At 57.3% G+C, this 18,764-nt stretch carries 12 protein-coding genes; 7 read left to right on the forward strand and 5 right to left on the reverse strand.

Annotated elements, in window-relative coordinates; translation table 11 throughout:
• The first annotated feature begins 47 nt into the window (after window positions 1–47).
• The 3 genes from xylB to B5G06_RS08265 all read left to right on the forward strand — a co-directional run bounded on the left by xylB (window position 48) and on the right by B5G06_RS08265 (window position 9,701).
• Window positions 48–1,574, forward strand: a complete 1,527-nt coding sequence (xylB, locus tag B5G06_RS08255; RefSeq protein ID WP_087188604.1) for a xylulokinase — start codon at window positions 48–50, stop codon at window positions 1,572–1,574.
• Window positions 1,575–2,671: 1,097 nt separating this feature from the next.
• Entirely contained in the window at window positions 2,672–8,422 is a 5,751-nt protein-coding gene (locus B5G06_RS08260) for an S-layer homology domain-containing protein (protein WP_242955406.1), read from the forward strand.
• A gap of 76 nt (window positions 8,423–8,498) precedes the next feature.
• The gene (locus B5G06_RS08265; RefSeq protein ID WP_087188606.1) at window positions 8,499–9,701 is read left to right on the forward strand and encodes a YibE/F family protein; all 1,203 of its coding nucleotides are present in this window, start codon (window positions 8,499–8,501) and stop codon (window positions 9,699–9,701) included.
• An 84-nt stretch (window positions 9,702–9,785) separates the two neighbouring features.
• On the opposite strand, the gene B5G06_RS08270 is transcribed toward B5G06_RS08265, so the two are convergent.
• The gene (locus tag B5G06_RS08270; RefSeq protein ID WP_087188607.1) at window positions 9,786–10,667 is read right to left on the reverse strand and encodes a LysR family transcriptional regulator; all 882 of its coding nucleotides are present in this window, start codon (window positions 10,665–10,667) and stop codon (window positions 9,786–9,788) included.
• 316 nt (window positions 10,668–10,983) lie between these two features.
• Between B5G06_RS08270 and B5G06_RS08275 the strand changes: the two genes are divergently transcribed.
• The 4 genes from B5G06_RS08275 (at window position 10,984) to B5G06_RS08290 (ending at window position 14,715) form a co-directional block, all read left to right on the forward strand.
• Window positions 10,984–11,922 carry a glycyl-radical enzyme activating protein gene (locus B5G06_RS08275; protein WP_087188608.1) on the forward strand — a complete coding sequence of 313 codons (939 nt, stop codon included), beginning with the start codon at window positions 10,984–10,986 and terminating at the stop codon, window positions 11,920–11,922.
• Between the two features lie 74 nt (window positions 11,923–11,996).
• Window positions 11,997–12,545, forward strand: a complete 549-nt coding sequence (locus B5G06_RS08280; protein ID WP_087188609.1) for an iron-containing alcohol dehydrogenase — start codon at window positions 11,997–11,999, stop codon at window positions 12,543–12,545.
• 5 nt (window positions 12,546–12,550) lie between these two features.
• A complete protein-coding gene (locus B5G06_RS08285; protein ID WP_087188610.1) occupies window positions 12,551–13,459 on the forward strand; it encodes an NAD(P)-dependent oxidoreductase in 909 nt (302 codons plus the stop codon).
• A gap of 50 nt (window positions 13,460–13,509) precedes the next feature.
• Window positions 13,510–14,715 carry a MalY/PatB family protein gene (locus tag B5G06_RS08290; RefSeq protein ID WP_087188611.1) on the forward strand — a complete coding sequence of 402 codons (1,206 nt, stop codon included), beginning with the start codon at window positions 13,510–13,512 and terminating at the stop codon, window positions 14,713–14,715.
• Between the two features lie 47 nt (window positions 14,716–14,762).
• Here the strand turns inward: B5G06_RS08290 and B5G06_RS08295 are convergent, their stop codons facing one another.
• The 4 genes from B5G06_RS08295 to atpD all read right to left on the reverse strand — a co-directional run bounded on the left by B5G06_RS08295 (window position 14,763) and on the right by atpD (window position 18,744).
• A complete protein-coding gene (locus tag B5G06_RS08295) occupies window positions 14,763–15,977 on the reverse strand; it encodes a MalY/PatB family protein (RefSeq protein WP_087188612.1) in 1,215 nt (404 codons plus the stop codon).
• A 213-nt stretch (window positions 15,978–16,190) separates the two neighbouring features.
• Window positions 16,191–16,673 carry a MarR family winged helix-turn-helix transcriptional regulator gene (locus tag B5G06_RS08300; RefSeq protein WP_242955409.1) on the reverse strand — a complete coding sequence of 161 codons (483 nt, stop codon included), beginning with the start codon at window positions 16,671–16,673 and terminating at the stop codon, window positions 16,191–16,193.
• Between the two features lie 265 nt (window positions 16,674–16,938).
• A complete protein-coding gene (gene atpC, locus B5G06_RS08305; protein ID WP_087188614.1) occupies window positions 16,939–17,343 on the reverse strand; it encodes an ATP synthase F1 subunit epsilon in 405 nt (134 codons plus the stop codon).
• Window positions 17,344–18,744 (reverse strand): F0F1 ATP synthase subunit beta, encoded by a 1,401-nt coding sequence (gene atpD, locus B5G06_RS08310; RefSeq protein WP_087188615.1) that lies wholly within the window; start codon window positions 18,742–18,744, stop codon window positions 17,344–17,346.
• Window positions 18,745–18,764: the final 20 nt, after the last annotated feature.

Raw genomic sequence — 18,764 nt, forward strand, 5'->3', positions numbered from 1 at the left:
GGGCGCGCCGAAGGCGCGCCCCTTTTACATGGGAAAGGAGAAGAACTATGGCATATCTGATGGGCGTGGACTTGGGCACCTCCGGCACCAAGACCGCCCTGTTTGACGAGACAGGCCGCACCGTGGCCTCCTGCACCGCCACCTATCCGCTGGACCAGCCCCATAATGGCTGGGCAGAGCAGGATCCGGAAGCCTGGTGGCAGGCTGCCTGCGAGACCATCCGGGGTGTACTGGACCAGAGCGGTGTCTCACCCAGTGAAGTAAAGGGCGTGGGCCTGTCCGGCCAGATGCACGGTTTGGTGATGCTGGATGGGGAGGGAAGGGTGCTCCGCCCCTCCATCCTGTGGTGCGACGGGCGCACCGGGCGGGAGTGCCAGGAGATCACAGAACTGGTAGGGAAGGAGCGGCTCATCCAGCTCACTGCCAACCCGGCACTTACCGGGTTTACCGCCGGTAAGATCCTGTGGGTGCGCCGCCATGAGCCGGAGCTGTACGCCAAGTGCCGTCACATCTTGCTGCCCAAGGACTACCTGCGCTATAAGCTGACGGGAGAGTTTGCTACCGAGGTATCCGACGCCTCCGGCATGAACCTGCTGGACGTGGCACACCGCTGCTGGAGCCGGGAGGTGCTGGACAAGCTGGATATCGACCCGGCCTTGCTGGGTAAGCTGTATGAATCTGTTGATCTGACCGGCACGGTGACGGCGGCTGCCTCTGCTGCTACCGGCCTGGCGCCCGGCACACCGGTGGCGGGCGGCGCGGGAGACAACGCCGCGGCCGCGGTGGGCACCGGCGTGGTGCGGTCGGGGCGCGCCTTTGTCACGCTGGGCACCTCCGGCGTGGTATTTGCCCACGCCGATCAGGTGAGCATCGACCCCGGCGGACGGGTCCATACCTTCTGCGCCGCCGTGCCCGGAGCGTGGACGGTCATGAGCTGTACCCTGGCCGCCGGTCTGTCCCTCCAGTGGTTCCGCAACCAGTTCTGCGCCGAAGAGCGGCGGCAGGCGGAGGCAGAGGGGGTGGACCCCTACGACATCATGACCCGGGAGGCCTCCCAGTCCCCCATTGGGGCCAACCGGCTGCTCTACCTGCCCTATCTGATGGGTGAGCGGTCCCCATTGCTGGACGAGAAGGCCAGAGGCGCTTTTATCGGCCTGTCCGCCATGCATGGCCGGGGAGATTTGATCCGGGCGGTGATGGAGGGCGTGTCCTACTCCCAGCGCCAGTGTCTGGACATTTTGCGGGAGATGGGGGTGGCCCCCGACCATATCATGGCCTGCGGCGGCGGCGGACGCAGTTCCTTCTGGCGGCAGATGCTGGCCGATGTGCTGGGCTGCACTGTCCAGACCGCCAAGGCCGCTCAGGAGGGGCCGGCCCTGGGTGTGGCTATTCTGGCTGGTGTGTGCGCGGGGGTATATCCCGATGTGCCTACCGCCTGTGACGCCATCGTTCATCCCGATCAGTCCTGCGCTCCCAATGGGGCGGACAGTACCCGGTATGAGCCTTTCTACCGGCTGTATACTGGGCTCTATCCCGCCCTTAAGGACAGCTTTTCACAACTGTATGACCTGTGAAAAACGCGGCGCTGCCCACCGGCAGCGCCGCGTTTTTGCGGTGCAGCTTGAGAAACACGGCCAGAAGAATACCGGCCAAGAGGATGGATTTTGCTATGGGAAACACAACTAGATAAAGAAAAATATACCAGCAGAAAAGGCGCTGTTACATATATTACACAAAAATTTTTCAGAAATAATACGGTGTAAAGGCTGATATTACTAAAAAAGGCTTGTACCCGAAGGAATGTTTTGTTAAAATAACACTGTATCAAACGGAGCGGTTCAACCGCTGCGGACCGGGGAGAGATGGTGCTGCCCGGAAGAAAGGAAGGAAAGGGCCAGGAAACAGAAGAGAAAGCCGGACGCTCCGTCCGGTTTTTTTGGCCAAATCTGCAGTATGGAGGTGAGAGGGAAGGACACATCCGGGAGAAGAAACGGCTGCGCGGGTGCGCGGCCTCGTGTAAGGAAGGATGGATGATGATCGAATGAGACATAAGTTCAGACCTATACTATCCGCGCTGCTAGCCGTCGTAATGCTCCTGTCCTTGCTGCCCACGGCAGTTTTTGCCAAGGGTGAGACGGAAATAGCTAGTGACTTATTTATCTCTGAGTATGTGGAAGGTAGTGGAAGTAATAAGGCAATAGAAATTTATAATGGAACGGGCAAAGCGATTGACCTTAGCGAATATTCTTTGTGTATGGTAAACTTTAGTGGCAGCGGGACTCCTACGAAGGATGCAACAGTAAGAGATGCCCAATTAAGCGGAACACTAGAAACGGGACAAACTTTTGTGTACTATAATAGCAAAGGAACGTATGATACCCAGTTTTCAACTATTGCACAAAAAGAAGCCAATGATAATGTTTGCAATTTTAATGGAAACGATTATGTTTACCTGAAAAAGGGAGAAAACATCATTGATGTATTTGGTGGCATATCCACTAGTATGAGTGATTATCCCTATGATGGAGGGTTTGCTGCAGACTGTACATATGTTAGAAATTCTGACATTACTGCTCCAAACGCCACTTATACGCCAAATGAGTGGACTAGTCATCCCAAAGATACTTTTAGTGATCTTGGCAAACATACAATGGGTGAGGGTGGCGGTGAGGTGACCCCTCCTGATCCTGAGGAGCCGCAGGTTATCACCATCGCCCAGGCGCTGGATGCTGCCGATGGTACGGAAAATCTGACCGTCAAGGGCGTGGTCACCCTCCTGGATGGGCAGAATGTCTATCTTCAGGACAGCACCGGCGGTATTTGCGCCCGCATGAGCGGCCAGTTTGATGATATCGCCCTGGGTGATACCGTCATTGCCACCGGCAAGCGGGATACTTATAACGGCCTGCCCCAGCTGGGCAGTGCAACCTATGAAAAATCCTCCGGGCTGACCCTGACCCCCACGGTCAAGACCATCGGGGAACTGACTGCTGCCGACATCTGCACCTATGTGACACTCCGCAATGTGGAAGTCACGGAAGTGTACGACAACAACGGTGCTTACTCCAAACCCAACATTACTGTGAAGGACAGCAGCGGCAATACCATTCAGCTCTATAAGGCTGTGGTGGATAAGAATGAGGACGACACTTGGACTGTGGCCGTTGGCAACACCATCACCATCACCGCCGCGGTGGGCGTGTATGACAACACTACCCTCCAGCTGCGCAACACCACCGCCAGCGAGATCGACCTGGACGGCACCCCTGCCGGGCCCATTGCCCACGGGGAGCAGGTGGTCATCTATAACCCCGCCTACGACAAGGCCCTGTCCGGAACCTATACCGGCTACTACAACAACGGCACCACCGTGACCATGGAGAACGGCACCCTGTCCGGCTTCACCACCGCCGATGTGTGGACCGTGGCCGACAACGGCGACGGCACCTGGTCCTTCTCCTACGACGGCCAGAACATCGGTATGGGCGATTCTTTCTCCAGTATGCCGCTGGGTGAAAAGAACGACCAGTGGGTGCTGGAGGACGCGGGCGACGGCCTCTATTACATCAAGAACACCGTTCGCGGCGCTTACATGGAGTGGTACGACAGCAAGGGCAACTGGAGCGGATTCGAATACATCAATGAGGGTACGGAGTCTCTCTTTGCCCTGGCATTCTACAAGGTCACTGATATTCCGGAGCCCCCCAGCGGCGAGGTGCCTGAGGATGGCGCTCAGGTGGTGCTCTACAACGAGGGCGCCAAGGGCGTTCTGGCCGGTTCCGACGGCAACGAGACCAGCCCCTCCATCAACAACGCCGAGGCCACCGTGGCCGACGGCGTGGCCACCCCCGCCAACGGCGCCCGGGTCTTTACCGTGGAGGTCAACGGCGAGTGGTTCCGCTTCAAGACCTCTGACGGCTACCTCTGCTCCAACGGCACCGGCAACAACGCCTTCTATTCTGCCGAGGCTACCGAGGATGCCGACTGGAAGCTGACCTCCTTCAACGGTGGCTTTAACCTGGAGAGCCGTACCGCCAAATTCAACGGCAAGTATTCCCAGTACCTGGAATACTATGCCGGCTCCTACAAGACCTACAGCCTGTACAATGACAGCGATAAGGACATCTACACCTTTAACTTCTACCCTGTGGCTGAGGACGTTACCATCACCGATGGCGTGGTCAATATGCCCGCTGTCACCTTCGGCCTCCTGCCCGATGCTTATGTGGGCCAGGAATACTCCGTCAGCTTCACCGTGGATTCCGTCTTTGGCGTGAAGGACATCTCCGCCAAGTACGGCGACACCGCTGCCCAGCTGACCAATGACGACGGTACCTACTCCTTCACCATTCCCGGCTCTGCCATGGTCGCCGGTGATCTGGTGATCACCATTGAGGGAACGGACAACAAGGACGTGGCCTTTACCGATACCACCACCCTTGCTGTCAAGGACGAGCCCTACATCCTTGAGGTATTCCCCGCCGCCAATGCCCAGACCGGTGATGAGAAGAAGCCTGAGATCGGCTTCACCTTCGGCAACGCCGGGGAGAATCCCACCGTCACCCTGAAGGTGAACGACCAGGATGTTATTCCCACCGTGGAGAACGGCAAGGCCTCTTACACCCCCGCCGAGGCCATGCCCGACGGCAAAGTTACCGTCACCGCCACCGTCACCCGCGCCGATGAAAAGACCGTCTCCCGCACCTGGACCTTTACCATCGGCACGGCCCAGTATCAGCTCTACTTCGGCCAGCTCCACTCCCACACCACCTACTCCGACGGCGCAGGCTCTCTGGACTCTGCCCTGGAGTATGTAGAGAATCTGCCCGAGAGCGCCAACGTGGACTTTGTGGCCTTTACCGACCACTCCAACTACTTCGACAGCTCCAGCGACGCCAACCCCGAGGCCGCCCTCTACGACCCCGAGCAGATGTCCGAGGAGAGCGCGGCGAAGTGGAACGCCTACACCGGCGCCATCAACGCCTTCAACCAGGAGCACGCCGGCGAAGTGGTGGCCCTGGCCGGCTTCGAGATGACCTGGTCCGGCGGACCCGGCCACATCAACACTTTTAACACCCCCGGCATCGTCTCCCGCAACAACACCACGCTGAATAACAAGACTGCTGACGCGGGTATGAAGGCCTACTATGCCCTGCTGAGCAATGAGAACCTGGTGGACTCCATCAGCCAGTTCAACCACCCCGGCACTACCTTCGGCAACTTCAGCGACTTCGGCTACTATGATCCCATCATTGACACCCGGATGCACCTGGTGGAGGTGGGCAACGGCGAAGGCGCCATCGGCGCCGGCGGTTACTACCCCAGCTATGAGCAGTACATCATGGCCCTGGACAAGGGCTGGCACGTGGCTCCCACCAACAATCAGGACAACCACAAGGGCAAGTGGGGCAACGCCAACGACGCCCGCGACGTTATCCTGACCGGTGACTTCTCCCAGGAGGGCATCTATCAGGCCATCCGCGACCGGCGCATCTATGCCACCGAGGACAAGAACCTGGAAATCCAGTACACCCTCAACGGCGAGATGCTGGGCTCCATCATCGAAGAGGTCCCGAACGAGGCCGCCATCAACGTCTCGGTCTATGACCCCGATGACTCCGACTCCATCTCCAAGGTGGAAGTGGTGGTTAACTCCGGCGCTGTGGCCTACACCTGGGACAATCCCACTGAGCTGGCCTCCGGCGAGCTGAAGTGCACCATCCCCGCCAACTACAGCTACTACTTCATCCGCGTCACCCAGGGCGACGGCGATCTGGCGGTCACCGCCCCCGTGTGGGTGGGCGAGATGGTGAAGCTGGGTATCTCCGCTGTGGAATGCGATACCGCTACCCCCGTCACTGGCGAGGAGTTGAAGATTAACACCACTCTGTTCAACAGCGAGTCCAATTCCGCCACCGTTAAGTCCATCACCTACACCAGCGGCAGCGAGACTCTGGGCACCGATAACACCGAGCGGACCATTCCCGCCTCTGGCACCCTTGCCGTGGAGTGGGGCTATGTCCCCGATATGGCCCGGGTGATGACCGTTACCGTTACCGTGGTCCTGGTGGAGGACGGTATTGAGTATACCTACTCCAAGGATATCTCCCTGGATATTCTGGACGCCAGCCAGCTGGTGTACATCGGCATCGACGCCTCCCACTACAATGAGTATGTGAACGGCAACTACAAGGACTCCATGGGCAACTTCGGCAATCTGGCTGCCGGCTACTCGGTGCGCACGGTTCAGCTGAACACCAGCGCCGACCTGGTCGCCGCCTGTGAGAACAAGGACAACAAGTATAAGGCCATCATCCTCACGGCTCCTTCCCGCCGTGACGGCGAGGTTTTGCGTGATCCCTATGTTTGCTACTCCGATGCAGAGATCGAGGCTTTGAAGACCTTCAACGCCGCTGGTGGTACTCTGGTGCTGGCCGGTTGGTCCGACTATTATGAGCACTATGAGAGCTTCCCGGCTGCCGACCATATGGCCGCCCAGCAGAACAAGGTCCTGGCAGCCCTGGGTTCCTCCCTGCGCATCGGCGACGACGCCACCAACGACAACGAGCTCAACGGCGGACAGACCCAGCGGCTCTACTTCTCCACCTATAATTGGGACAACTTCCTGATGAACGGCGTGGAGTTTGATCCCGAGAATCCCAACAACAACCTGTACTCTCAGCTCTTCAGTCAGTATGGCGGTGCCTCCATCTATGTGGTGAACGCTGAGGGCAATCCCACCAGCATCCTGCCCGACACCGTCTCTCCCGTGGTCTACGGCCACGCCACCACCTACTCCAAGGACAGCGATAGCGACGGTCTGGGCGGCGAGTCCATGCCCAAGTACACTGTGGCCGAGGGCGATAACCGCCTGATGGTGCTGGCTACCGAGCAGATGGAGGGCAAGGGCCTCATCGTTGTTTCCGGCGCAGCCTTTATGTCCAACTTCGAGGTCCAGGCTCAGATTGGTGACTCCGGTGCTGAGAAGAACTATTCCAACTACAACATCTGCGAGAATCTGGTTAACTATTTGAATCCCGTGACTGTTACTCCCATCGAGCAGGTGCAGGCTCAGGAACTGGAGGGCGTGAAGTACACCATCGAAGGTGTGGTCACCTCCAATGCCTCCGGCTACGACAAGGATACCGCCTTCTTCGACTGCATCTATGTTCAGGACGACACCGCCGGTATCAACGCCTTCCCCGTGGCGGGCAACTATAAGATCGGCGACGTGGTCCGCATTACCGGTACCACCTCTTCCTATCAGGGCGAGCGCCAGATCGCCGTGACCTCTATTGAGAAGATTGGCGAAGGCACCGTGGAGCCCAAGCTTATCACCACAAAGGAGGCCGCCGAGTCCACCTATTTGGGCAGCTTGGTGAAAATCCAGGGTGTGGTGGTCAGCTTTGCGGAGGCAGAGGGCTTGGTCCAGACTATTATGGTTCGGGATGAGAGCGGCTACGACGCCCGGGTGTTCATCGACGGCTACATCACCAAGGACAAGGGCATCAATAATCTGGAGGTGGGCCACGAGATCACCGTGGTGGGCCTGTCCTCCTATGACACCAGCTTTGACGGCCCCGCCGCCCGCATCCGGGTCCGGGACCGGGCCGACATCGTGTGCGGCACTGAGACGGTGGACATTCCTCCTGCGTATGTGCCTCCCACCTCCACCACCTACGCCATCACCGTGGAGGACAGCGACAACGGTACCGTGACTACCAGTCGCACCCGCGCCTCCAAGGGCCTGACCATCACCCTGACTGTGAAGGCTGACGAAGGCTACGAGCTGAATGTGCTGACCGTTACCGACAAGAACGGCAACGAGATCAAGCTCACCGACAAGGGTGACGGCAAGTACACCTTTGCCATGCCCGCCTCCGCCGTCACCGTGGAAGCCTCCTTTGCCGCCAAGAGTGTGGAGAACGAACTGCCCTTCACGGATGTGGATGTGGACGACTGGTTCTACGGTGCGGTAAAATACGTCTATGACAACGGCCTGATGAACGGCACCTCTGCCACCCAGTTCTCCCCCTTCATGACCACCAGCCGGGCCATGATCCTTACCATCCTGGCCCGCTACAATGGCGTGGATACCTCCACCGGCGCTACCTGGTATGAGGCCGGTGTGGCCTGGGCGGTGGAGAACGGCGTGTCCGACGGTACCAATCTGGAGGCTGCCGTGTCCCGTGAGCAGCTGGTCACCATGCTGTGGCGTCTTGTGGGCAGCCCCGTTATTGAGTGCGACCTGACCGCCTATCCTGACAGCGGTTCTGTCAGCGACTGGGCCGCCCAGGCTATGGCTTGGGCTGTGGATACCGGTATCATTATCGGTACTGGCGCCGGTACCCTCAATCCTCAGGGGAACGCGACCCGTGCGGAAGTGGCTGCCATGCTGGCCCGCTTTGCAGAAAACGACTGATTCCATACTTGCGTATGCGGGGCGCCGCCTGCCTCGGTGGGCGGCGCCCCGCCTTATATCTTGAGAGGAGAGCTCCATGGGACAAAAGAAACAAAAGCAGCCTGTTCTGCCGGAAAAGCAGCCCCTATGGCCTCCCAGCAAGGGCCGGATTGCAGGGCTGATTGTGGGGCTGTGCCTGCTGCTCATTCTGGTGGTGGGGGGTGTGCTGCTCCAACCGGAGAATGGGGAGCTGACTGCGGCCCAGAAGAGAAACTTTGCTTCTGCCCGCGTTACCGATATCCTGGCCGATGATGCCCAGCCGGATGAATGGACCGAGGGCCTGCGGGTAGGCAGCCAGTATTTGGAGCTTGAGATTCTCAGCGGTCCCTACAAGGGGGCCGTTCTGGAGGCCATCAATTACCTCACCGCCTATGCCAATGTGGACTGTTCCCTGGGTACCCGGGTCATTGTGCGGCTGGATGTGGATGACAATGGGGACCCATATGTGGTCTCCATTCCCAACTACGACCGGGGTATTGTTCTGGTGGGGATGCTGGTGGTTTTTGCTCTACTGCTGATCCTCATTGGCGGCAAAAAGGGAGTCATGGCTCTGCTGGGATTGGCCTACACCCTGGCCGGTATCTGGTTTTTGCTCATTCCCATGGTACTGAAGGGAGCGCCATCCATTCCGTCGGCTATCTTTATTGCGGCGCTGACGGCGGCGGCGTCCCTGCTGATGCTGACCGGTTTTTCACGCAAGACCCTGTGCGCCGGACTGGGCTGCGTATGCGGCGTGGCGGCGGCAGGCCTGTTCGCCTGGATCGTGGGGATCATCACCCCGATTGGCGGGTTCAATATGTCGGAGGCGGAGGAACTGGTGCTGCGGGCCTATGACAGCCCCCTGGAGATCCGGGGCCTGCTGGTCAGCGGCATCCTCATCGCCGCCCTGGGGGCGGTGATGGATGTGGCCATGTCCATCTCCTCTGCCTGCCACGAACTGCGGACGGTGGACCCGGAGATTACCTCCGGCCGTCTGTTCCGGTCGGGGATGAACATTGGCCGGGACGCCATGGGCACCATGGCCAATACGCTGATCCTGGCCTTTGCGGGCGCCTCCTTCAATATGCTGCTGCTCTTCCAGGTCTATCATTACCCTCTGATTCAGATCATCAACAGCGATACCATGGCCATTGAGCTGATCCAGAGTGTGGCCGGCTCGGTGGGCATTATCTTGACCGTGCCGCTGGTTTCCCTGTTTGCCTCCCTGCTGCTGGGGAAGAAAAAGAAGCGGGCTGGATAAGCGGACAAATCAAAAAAGAAAAAAGCCACTGGAAATTCTAGCGAATTTCCAGTGGCTTTTTTCTATGCAGAAGATGATTGGACCTTAAGGAGTAAGCGGAGCAAAGGACTCTTTTGCCAGTTTGATAAATGCCTTTCCGATGGGGGAGATATTATCCCAGGCGGTGTAAGCGATGCCGATATCCCGGTAGGGGGCCTCTGTAAGATCCCGGACTTCAAATTGAAAGTTCAGGTAGTCCCGATAGGACATCTCCGACAGGATGGTCACACCAAGTCCCCGGGAAACCATGGAGATGGTGATGTCATCGTCACTGATGCAATATTTAACGTTCAGGTTGAGGTTGTAGTTCTTAATCAGTTCACCTACCTGATGCCGCGGTCCTTCTCCCGGCATGATAAAAGACTCCGGTTCCAGATCTTTCAGGGAAAGACGTTCCTTTTCTGCCAAAGGGTGGCCTGGGGGCAGGATAACAGCCAGCTTTTCCCGATAGAGGGTCACAAATGGAAACGGGGTTTGGGAGGAGACAGAGAGAAAACCAAACTCCACGGTGCCGCTGGCCAAAAGACGTTCCACGTCGCTGTAGTTGCCATGGAGCAGCTGAATTTGAATATTGGGGTAGCGGTCATTGAAGCGCTTGACCATATCCGGAAAGGTATGGATGGCCAGGCTGGGGATGGATGCAATGCAGAGCTTACCGGCGCCTACACCCAGGTAGAAGGAGGCCCATTGATCCAGCGTGGTCTGACTGTTTACGATCTTGATGATAAACGGCATAGCTTCCTGGCCTGCGCTGGTCAATCTGGTTTTTCGTCCTTCCCGAGTCAGCAGGCGAAAGCCCAGGGCCTGCTCCAGACTATAGATACAGTGGGAGACAGCAGACTGGGTATAGCCCAGTTCTGCAGCGGCACGGGAGAAACTTTCGCACTCAACGACCTTTAAAAATACCTTGTATTTGTCGGTTTCCACAGCTTGCGCCTCCTGACGTGCTCATACGGTAAAGTATGAAAATCTTTGATGGGAACTATCGGAAATATTCGCTAGATTTTGGGCAAACTCTGTGCTAATATTTGTGACAAAGAAACAAAAGTTTTGCGGCTTGATTGTTAAGATGATTGTTAATAAGCCTGTCTATTTAATAACAAGACAAAAAGAAAAACGTGTCAATATTTATTGAAGATTTGAGAAAAAAGAAATATTTGGCGGTTTCAAATACGGAAAAAATAACAGCGTAAAATGACTTTCTTGAGGCGAGGCAAATTAAGAGAGAAAAGGGGGGCTGCGCATGGAAACCGGAAGGATTTTTAACATTCAGAAGTGCTCCATTCGTGATGGACGGGGGATGCGTACATCGGTCTTTTTCAAGGGCTGCGGCCTGCACTGCCTCTGGTGTGCCAACCCGGAAGGAATTTCCTTTGAACCGGAAATCACGCTGAATCCTCAGAACTGCATCGCCTGCAACGGGTGTATGCGAAATTGCCCCACGGGTGCTTCCCGGCTGGATGAGAATGGGGTGCCGGTGTACCAGCGGGACCAGTGCACCAGCTGCGGACGGTGCGCGGACCTGTGCCCCACCGAGGCCAGAAAGCTGAACGGCCAGGACTATACGGTGGAGCAGCTGTTCAAACGGATCTATCAGGATCGGTTTTACTTTCAGCATTCCGGCGGCGGCGTGACCTTTACCGGCGGAGAGGCGCTGATGCAGCCGGAGTTCCTGTTGGCGATCAGCAAAAAGTGCAGGGAATATGGCGTCAACGTGGCCATTGAGACCTGTGGCTGCGGCGACTATGAGAAATTTGCCCCCTGCCTGGATTACATCGATTTTATCTACTTTGATCTGAAGCATATGGACAGTGAGCAGCACCTGAAATGGACGGGTCAGCGCAACGAGCGTATTCTGGAAAATCTCCGCCGGATCAGCCAACACGGCAATGAGATCATCGTCCGCACGCCGGTGATTCCGGGTATCAACGATTCAGAAGAGAATATCCGGGAGACCGCTCGGTTCATCCTGCCCCTGGCGGCGGTCCAGAAGTACGAGCTGCTGGCTTACCACAAACTGGGCGTCAACAAATACAAATTGCTGGGTAAGCCCTATCTGCTGGAGGAGATTCAGGAGCCGACGGCAGAGCATATGTTCCATCTGGTGGACGTGGCCAACGAGGTGCTGGCTCCGGCAGGGAAGAAATGCTTTTATAACCTGAACAACGACTACGATGAGTAAGTCTGGCAATGGGATAGCTGGATCACTCCGGTGATCCTTCAAGATAAAACTGCTTTTCAAAGGAGGAATCTGTTATGGCATCTGAACGAGTGGAATTTTTAAAGGCGCGTCTGCGCAACACAAATCCGTCCATTTCGGTGGAACGGGCCAGACTGGTGACCCAGTTCTACCGCATTCCCTCCATCGAATCTCCCATTATGCTGGCCGGCTATGCCTTTACTTCGGCCAGCCTGGGTATCTCCCGCTGCATGGCCCACCCTCTGGGTGCTATGTATCATGTGCCCCACGGTGTGGGCAACGCCATCTGCCTGCCGGTGGTGATGGAGTTCAATATGGGCGCCTGGCCTGAGCGCTACGCGGACATTGCCACCTTCTTCGGTGAGGATGTGTCCGGCCTGTCTGTGCTGGACGGGGCCCGCAAAGGCGTGGAGTGTGTCTACCGCCTGGTAGAGAACCTGCCCATTCAGCCTCTGGAGCATTGGGGGGTCACTCTCCAGTCGCTGGATCAGCTGGCCGATGAGGCCATGAAGGGCGGCGACCGGCCCAATAACGCCCGTATGACCACCAAAGAGGACTTTATCCGCCTGTATACCAAGGCCCTTACCCTGAAGAAGCAGGGGTGAGAACCATGGCCAACAAGTTTCGCAAACTGGTGGCGGTGGAGCCCATCCGGTTTGACCGGCAGGCGGTGCAGAAGCTTTCTCAGGTGGCAGATGAGGTGATCTGTTACCAGGACAGCCCGGCCAGCCAGGAGGAAATGCTTCGCCGGATCGGCGACGCGGACGCGGTGCTGGTCTTTTACACCAGCACCATCGGGGCCTGGGTCATGGAACGCTGCCCCAACCTGCGCTACATCGGAATGTGCTGCAGTTTGTACACGCCAGAGAGCGCCAATGTGGATATTCAGGCGGCCCATGCCAGAGGCATCACGGTCACAGGGATCCGCCGGTATGGGGATCAGGGCGTACCGGAATTTATCATCAGCGAGCTGGTTCGCCTGTTCCACGGATTTGGCGGCGCGCAGTTCCGGCCGGAGCCCATGGAGCTTGCCGGGGCGCGGGTGGGCGTGATCGGCATGGGCGATGTGGGAAGCCTGGTAGCGGATGCCCTGCGCTTCTTCCACGCAGATGTCTGCTACTTCAGCCGTACCCGAAAACCGGAGGCAGAGGCCAGAGGAATCTGCTATCTTCCGCTGCCTGACTTGCTGGAACGCTGTGACGTGGTGACCACCCACCTGCATAAGCACACGGTGCTGATGGATGAGCAGGCGCTGGCCAGACTGGGCAACGGCAAGGTGCTGATCAATACCACCTTTACACCGCCCTATCCGCTGGAGGCGTTGGAGCATTGGCTAAAGCAGCCGGGGAACTTCTACATCGGAGATACCGCCGGCGCCATAGGCGGAGTGGACGGCCCCATTTTCTCCCTGCCAAATGTGATCTGCCCCGACCGGATCGCCGGCGAGTCGGTGCAGTCCGGGCGGCTGCTGCGGGAAAAAGTACTTGATAACCTGAGACGCTATCTGGAAGAAACTTGACGGTCCAGATTCAAACCAGCTCGATTGAGATTGAAAGGTGTATCTGACCCATGAAATATAATTTTGATGAGATCATTGACCGGCGGAATACCAACGCCATGAATCTGGAAGGGTTCCGGGAGTATATTTTCCACGCCGATCAAAGCCTGAAGTTCCCCTTCCCGGACGACCAGTTTATCCGGATGTGGATCGCCGACATGGAGTTTGCCACCCCCCAGGTCATTATTGACGCCGTCAAAGATCGCCTGGACAAGCGGATCTTCGGCTATACCAAGGTGTTTGACCCGGAATATTATGAGGCCTTTGCGGGCTGGACCCAAAAGATGTACGGTTGGTCCTGCAAAAAGGAGCATCTGTTTACCGCCGCCGGTGTGGTCCCGGCTCTGTATGAGCTGGCGGAGTATGTCTGCAAGCCGGGGGAGAAGATTCTCACCCTCACCCCGGCCTACAGCTATTTCAAGCACGCGGCGGACTATCACGGCATTGAACTGGTGTGCAGCAACCTGATTAACCGGGACAACTACTACACCATCGACTTTGAGGATCTGGAGGCCAAGGCGGCCGATCCTGCGGTGAAGCTGTTTTTCTTCTGCAATCCCCACAACCCGTCCGGACGCATCTGGACGGAGGAGGAGCTGAGACGGGTGGCGGAGATCTGCTTTGACCACGGCGTGCTCATTGTCTCCGACGAGATCCACTGCGATCTGATCCGCACAGGGCTGAAGCACACGCCGCTGGCCAAGCTGTATCCCGACAGTGATCAGATTATCACCTGTATGGCCCCCAGCAAGACCTTCAATATGGCGGGCTTTATGCTGGCCAACATCGTTATTCCCAATCTGAAGGTGATGAAAGTCTGGAAGGAGCGGCACTACGACTGGCAGAATCCTCTGAGTGTGGAGGCGGTCAAGGCAGCTTATCAGTACGGCGAGGACTGGCTGACTCAGCTGAAGCTCTATCTGGATGAGAACTTCCGGTTTGTGGGCCAATACCTGGCCCAGAATCTGCCGCTAGCCAAGTACCGGATCTCCGAGGCCACCTATCTGGGCTGGGTGGATGTGTCGGCCTATGTGTCGCCCGACGAGGATCTGCCCATGTTGTTTGCCCGGGAGGCAGGTGTGCTGCTGGAAGGCGGCGATATGTTTGTGACCAATTCCGACGGCTTTATTCGCCTGAATCTGGCCTGTCCCAAATCTATACTGGAGGAAGGATTGCGCCGGATCTGTAAACTGCTGGCTGAGCGGGCCGCGGCATAAAAAACCATCCGGGCCGGTGGGGGTATCCCACCGGCCCGGATGGTTTTTCAGGGCAGAAATACATAGTGTGCCAGTCGGTCGAAGGCCTCCTGAACTCGGGAGAAGGGGAGGGCCAGATTCATACGGATATGACAGGGACCATGGAACATTCGGCCATCCTGAAGCGCCACCCCCACATCCCAACAGGCGTGGAGCACATCGTCAAGGGTTTTTCCATGGGCCTCACACCACTGGGAGCAGTCGATGAAAAGCATATGGGTGCCCTCCGGCATGGTAATGTCCAGACCGGGGAATCGATTGTGAATAAAGGACACCGCGTAATGCATATTTTGTGAGAGTACCTGGCACAGCTCATCCACCCAGACATAGCCCTCGGGCTGATAGGCCCCGATCAATCCGTGCATGGACAGTACGTTCATCTCGTTATAGTGGGAGAGGGAGGACTCTTTCAGAACGCGGTCATGGAGCCAGGGATCGTAGATGATGTGGTAGCCTCCCACCAGACCGGCCAGATTGAAGGTTTTGGAGGGGGCGTAAAAGGCGGCGGTGTGGAGCCGGGCATAGTCGTTGACGGACTGGGTGGGGATATGTCTGTGTCCGTCCAGCAGCAGGTCGGACCAGATCTCGTCGGCAATGACATAGACATGATGCTTTTCAAAGATGGCCATGGCACGTTCCAGCTCCCAGCGCTCCCACACCCGGCCGCAGGGGTTGTGGGGACTGCACAGGATCATGGCGTGAATTTGGTTCTCTATAATTTTGCGCTCCATATCCTCAAAATCCATGCGCCATACCCTGTTTTCATCTTTCACCAGGTGAGAGTGGACAATATGGTAGCCGTTGTTCTCCAGGCACATGGTAAAGCCAATGTAGGTGGGGGCGTGGACCAGAACATGATCCCCTTTGGAGCACAGTACGTTCAGAGCACTGATGACCCCGCCCAGTACACCGTTTTCGTAGCCGATGTGCTCTGCCTTCAGCCCGGAAACCCCATTGCGGCGCTGGTGCCACTGGATGATCTCATCAAAGTAGGCCTGTCTGGGTACAAAGTAGCCGAAGGCGGGGTGTTTGACCCGCTCCATCAGGGCATTTACAATGGAGGGACAGGCGGGAAAATTCATGTCCGCGATCCACATGGGAATGGCGTCGAAGCCTTCCTTGGGCAGCGAAGGCTCCATGCCGTAGTAATCATCCCCGATGCAGTCCACCGCGCTTGCGTCCAGGTTATGCCGGTCCATAATGGATGTAAAGTCATATGTCATGGAGAGACACCTTCCCTATATGTTATAAAGCTGCTTAATGTTTAAGTCCATTATAAACCAATGCTGGTAATATTCAATGGGGCATCCATATTTTTATGACATAATAGGACAGGACCGGATCATTATTTGATCCGGTCCCGTCCTATTGCAGCTATAAAGGCCCCGCTGCCATACAGCAGGGAGTATTTGGAACATGGCGATCAAGGAAAGAGGTCAATCCTCCTCTTTCCGGTAGACAAAGAAATTTTCCCGACTGCGCTGAATATCACCCTGGTATGCCTCATTCAGCTTCTTCTGGACGGCAATGTGATGTTCCAGTTCCTCTTCTGTAAAATCAGACAGCAAGTCAAAGGTAATCTTCTGGCTGGTGCGGTTGAACTTCTGATGGGCTTTGCTGAGTTCCTCTCCCTCGGCGGTGAGGAACAGGTTGTAAAGCCGCTTGTTGGCGGAATTGCGCCGCTGTTCCACCAGGCCCTTGTCGCACAGCTTGCGTACGCTCTGGGAGCAGGCGCTGGTGGTCTTTTTCAGAATATTGGAAAGATCTGTGACCGTAATGCCGGGATAGGCGGCAATCAGACTGATGATGTCGCCCTCCGCCTGAAAAAGGATGTAGTTGCCGTAGTGGTGGGGAAGGGAATCATATTCCTCCATCAAGGCATAGGCCTTGTCCTGCTCTGCCCAGAGCTGCTTCAGCAATCTTTGCCTTCTTTTTTCCATAAAATACAGCCTCTCTCTCTATCTTGATATGGAGCGGCATCGCGCAAGCAATCTGAAGTAACAATATGGGATAAAATGATTTGATACGAAGGATTTCTTCTATAGTCCCATTTTATATAAAGTTTACCCAATGTGCAATATGCAAGATTGTTAAAAAAGAATAGAACAGGGAAAAGAGATGACAAAAATCCTGTAACCTTATGGGTTACAGGATTTTTGTCAAAGTAAAATAGAGAGGGATATCTCAGCGTCTGGTTTTCAGGCGGGCCATGGCCCGGGCTAGGGCGGCTTTGGAATGGTAATACTCGTGGACGCTCTGCTTCTGGCGCAGGCGCTCCTCGGCACGCAGCTTGGCGGCCTCGGCCCGCTTCCGGTCGATCTCCTCGGGATGTTCGGCGAAACCCACCAGCAGGATCACATAGTCCGGCTTGATCTCGGCAAAGCCGGCTCCCACAGCGGCAGGCTCCCACTTGTTCTCCACCTTGTAGCGCAGCTCCCCTGGCTCCACGGCGGTGACCACCGGTTCGTGGCCGGGGTAGATGCCCATCTGGCCGTCCACAGCGGGAAGAACCAGGGCTTCGGCGGGGCCGATGTAGAACTGGCGCTCGGGGGTAATGATCTCCAGGGTAAAGGTACCGGTTTGGGCCATTTATACCGCCCCCATCTTCTTGGCCTTGGCAATGACCTCGTCCACGTTGCCCACGTTGCTGAAGGCGGCTTCGGGGTATTTGTCCAGCTCGCCGCCCAGGATGGTCTCAAAGGAGCGGAGGGTATCCTCCAGCTTCACATAACGGCCCTCCAGGCCGGTGAACTGCTCGGCCACAGAGAAGGGCTGGGAGAAGAACTGCTGGATGCGGCGGGCCCGCTCCACGGTGCGCCGGTCGTCCTCGCTCAGCTCCTCCATGCCCAGGATGGCGATGATGTCCTGAAGCTCCCGGTAGCGCTGGAGCAGCTCCTGGGTGCCACGGGCGATCTTATAGTGCCGCTGGCCCACCACGTCGGGCTCCAGAATACGGGAGGTGGACTCCAGGGGGTCCACCGCGGGGTAGATGCCCTGCTCCACGATCTTACGGGAGAGAACGGTGGTGGCGTCCAGGTGGGCAAAGGTGGTGGCAGGGGCGGGGTCGGTCAGGTCGTCGGCGGGGACGTAGACGGCCTGTACCGAGGTGATGGAACCGTCCTTGGTGGAGGTGATGCGCTCCTGGAGAGCGCCCATCTCGTTGGCCAGGGTGGGCTGGTAGCCCACGGCGGAGGGCATCCGGCCCATCAGGGCGGACACCTCGGAGCCAGCCTGAACGTAACGGAAAATGTTGTCGATGAAGAGCAGCACGTTCTGCTTCTCCTGATCCCGGAAGTACTCGGCCATGGTCAGGCCGGTAAGGGCCACCCGCATACGGGCTCCGGGGGGCTCGTTCATCTGGCCGAAGACCAGGGCGGTTTTTTCAATGACGCCGGATTCGGTCATTTCCCGCCACAGGTCGTTGCCCTCACGGGTACGTTCGCCTACGCCGGTAAAAATGGAGTAGCCGCCGTGCTCGGTGGCGATGTTGTGGATGAGCTCCTGAATGAGCACGGTCTTGCCCACGCCGGCGCCGCCGAACAGGCCGATCTTGCCGCCCTTGGCGTAGGGGGCCAGCAGATCGATGACTTTGATGCCGGTCTCAAAAATGTCCACCACGGGACGCTGGTTTTCAAAGGCGGGGGGCTGGCGATGGATGGACCATTTTTCCTTGGCATTCACCGGCCCCTTCTCATCAATGGCGTCACCCAGGACGTTGAACATCCGGCCCAGCACGCCTTCGCCCACGGGGATGGAGATGGGAGCGCCGGTAGCGATGACCTCCATGCCGCGGCCCAGGCCCTCGCTGGGGGAGAGCATGATGCAGCGGACGGTGTCGCCCCCCATGTGCTGGGCCACCTCCATGACTTGGCGCTGGCCGTTCAGCTGGACCTCCAGGGCCTCCTTGATCTGGGGCAGGCTGCCCTGATCAAAGGCCACGTCCACCACAGGTCCCATGACCTGTACAATGGTTCCCTTGTTTTCCTTCATATCGTAATCTCCCTTGGACT

Origin of the sequence: Flavonifractor sp. An52 (assembly GCF_002159385.1) — a bacterium.
GTDB lineage: Bacteria > Bacillota > Clostridia > Oscillospirales > Oscillospiraceae > Flavonifractor > Flavonifractor avicola.

Coding starts and splice junctions, on each gene's coding strand:
- B5G06_RS08280 (WP_087188609.1), top strand. CDS start 11,997: ATGGCATCTGAACGAGTGGAATTTTTAAAGGCGCGTCTGCGCAACACA.
- atpD (WP_087188615.1), bottom strand. CDS start 18,744: ATGAAGGAAAACAAGGGAACCATTGTACAGGTCATGGGACCTGTGGTG.
- B5G06_RS08275 (WP_087188608.1), top strand. CDS start 10,984: ATGGAAACCGGAAGGATTTTTAACATTCAGAAGTGCTCCATTCGTGAT.
- B5G06_RS08285 (WP_087188610.1), top strand. CDS start 12,551: ATGGCCAACAAGTTTCGCAAACTGGTGGCGGTGGAGCCCATCCGGTTT.
- xylB (WP_087188604.1), top strand. CDS start 48: ATGGCATATCTGATGGGCGTGGACTTGGGCACCTCCGGCACCAAGACC.
- B5G06_RS08295 (WP_087188612.1), bottom strand. CDS start 15,977: ATGACATATGACTTTACATCCATTATGGACCGGCATAACCTGGACGCA.
- atpC (WP_087188614.1), bottom strand. CDS start 17,343: ATGGCCCAAACCGGTACCTTTACCCTGGAGATCATTACCCCCGAGCGC.
- B5G06_RS08290 (WP_087188611.1), top strand. CDS start 13,510: ATGAAATATAATTTTGATGAGATCATTGACCGGCGGAATACCAACGCC.
- B5G06_RS08265 (WP_087188606.1), top strand. CDS start 8,499: ATGGGACAAAAGAAACAAAAGCAGCCTGTTCTGCCGGAAAAGCAGCCC.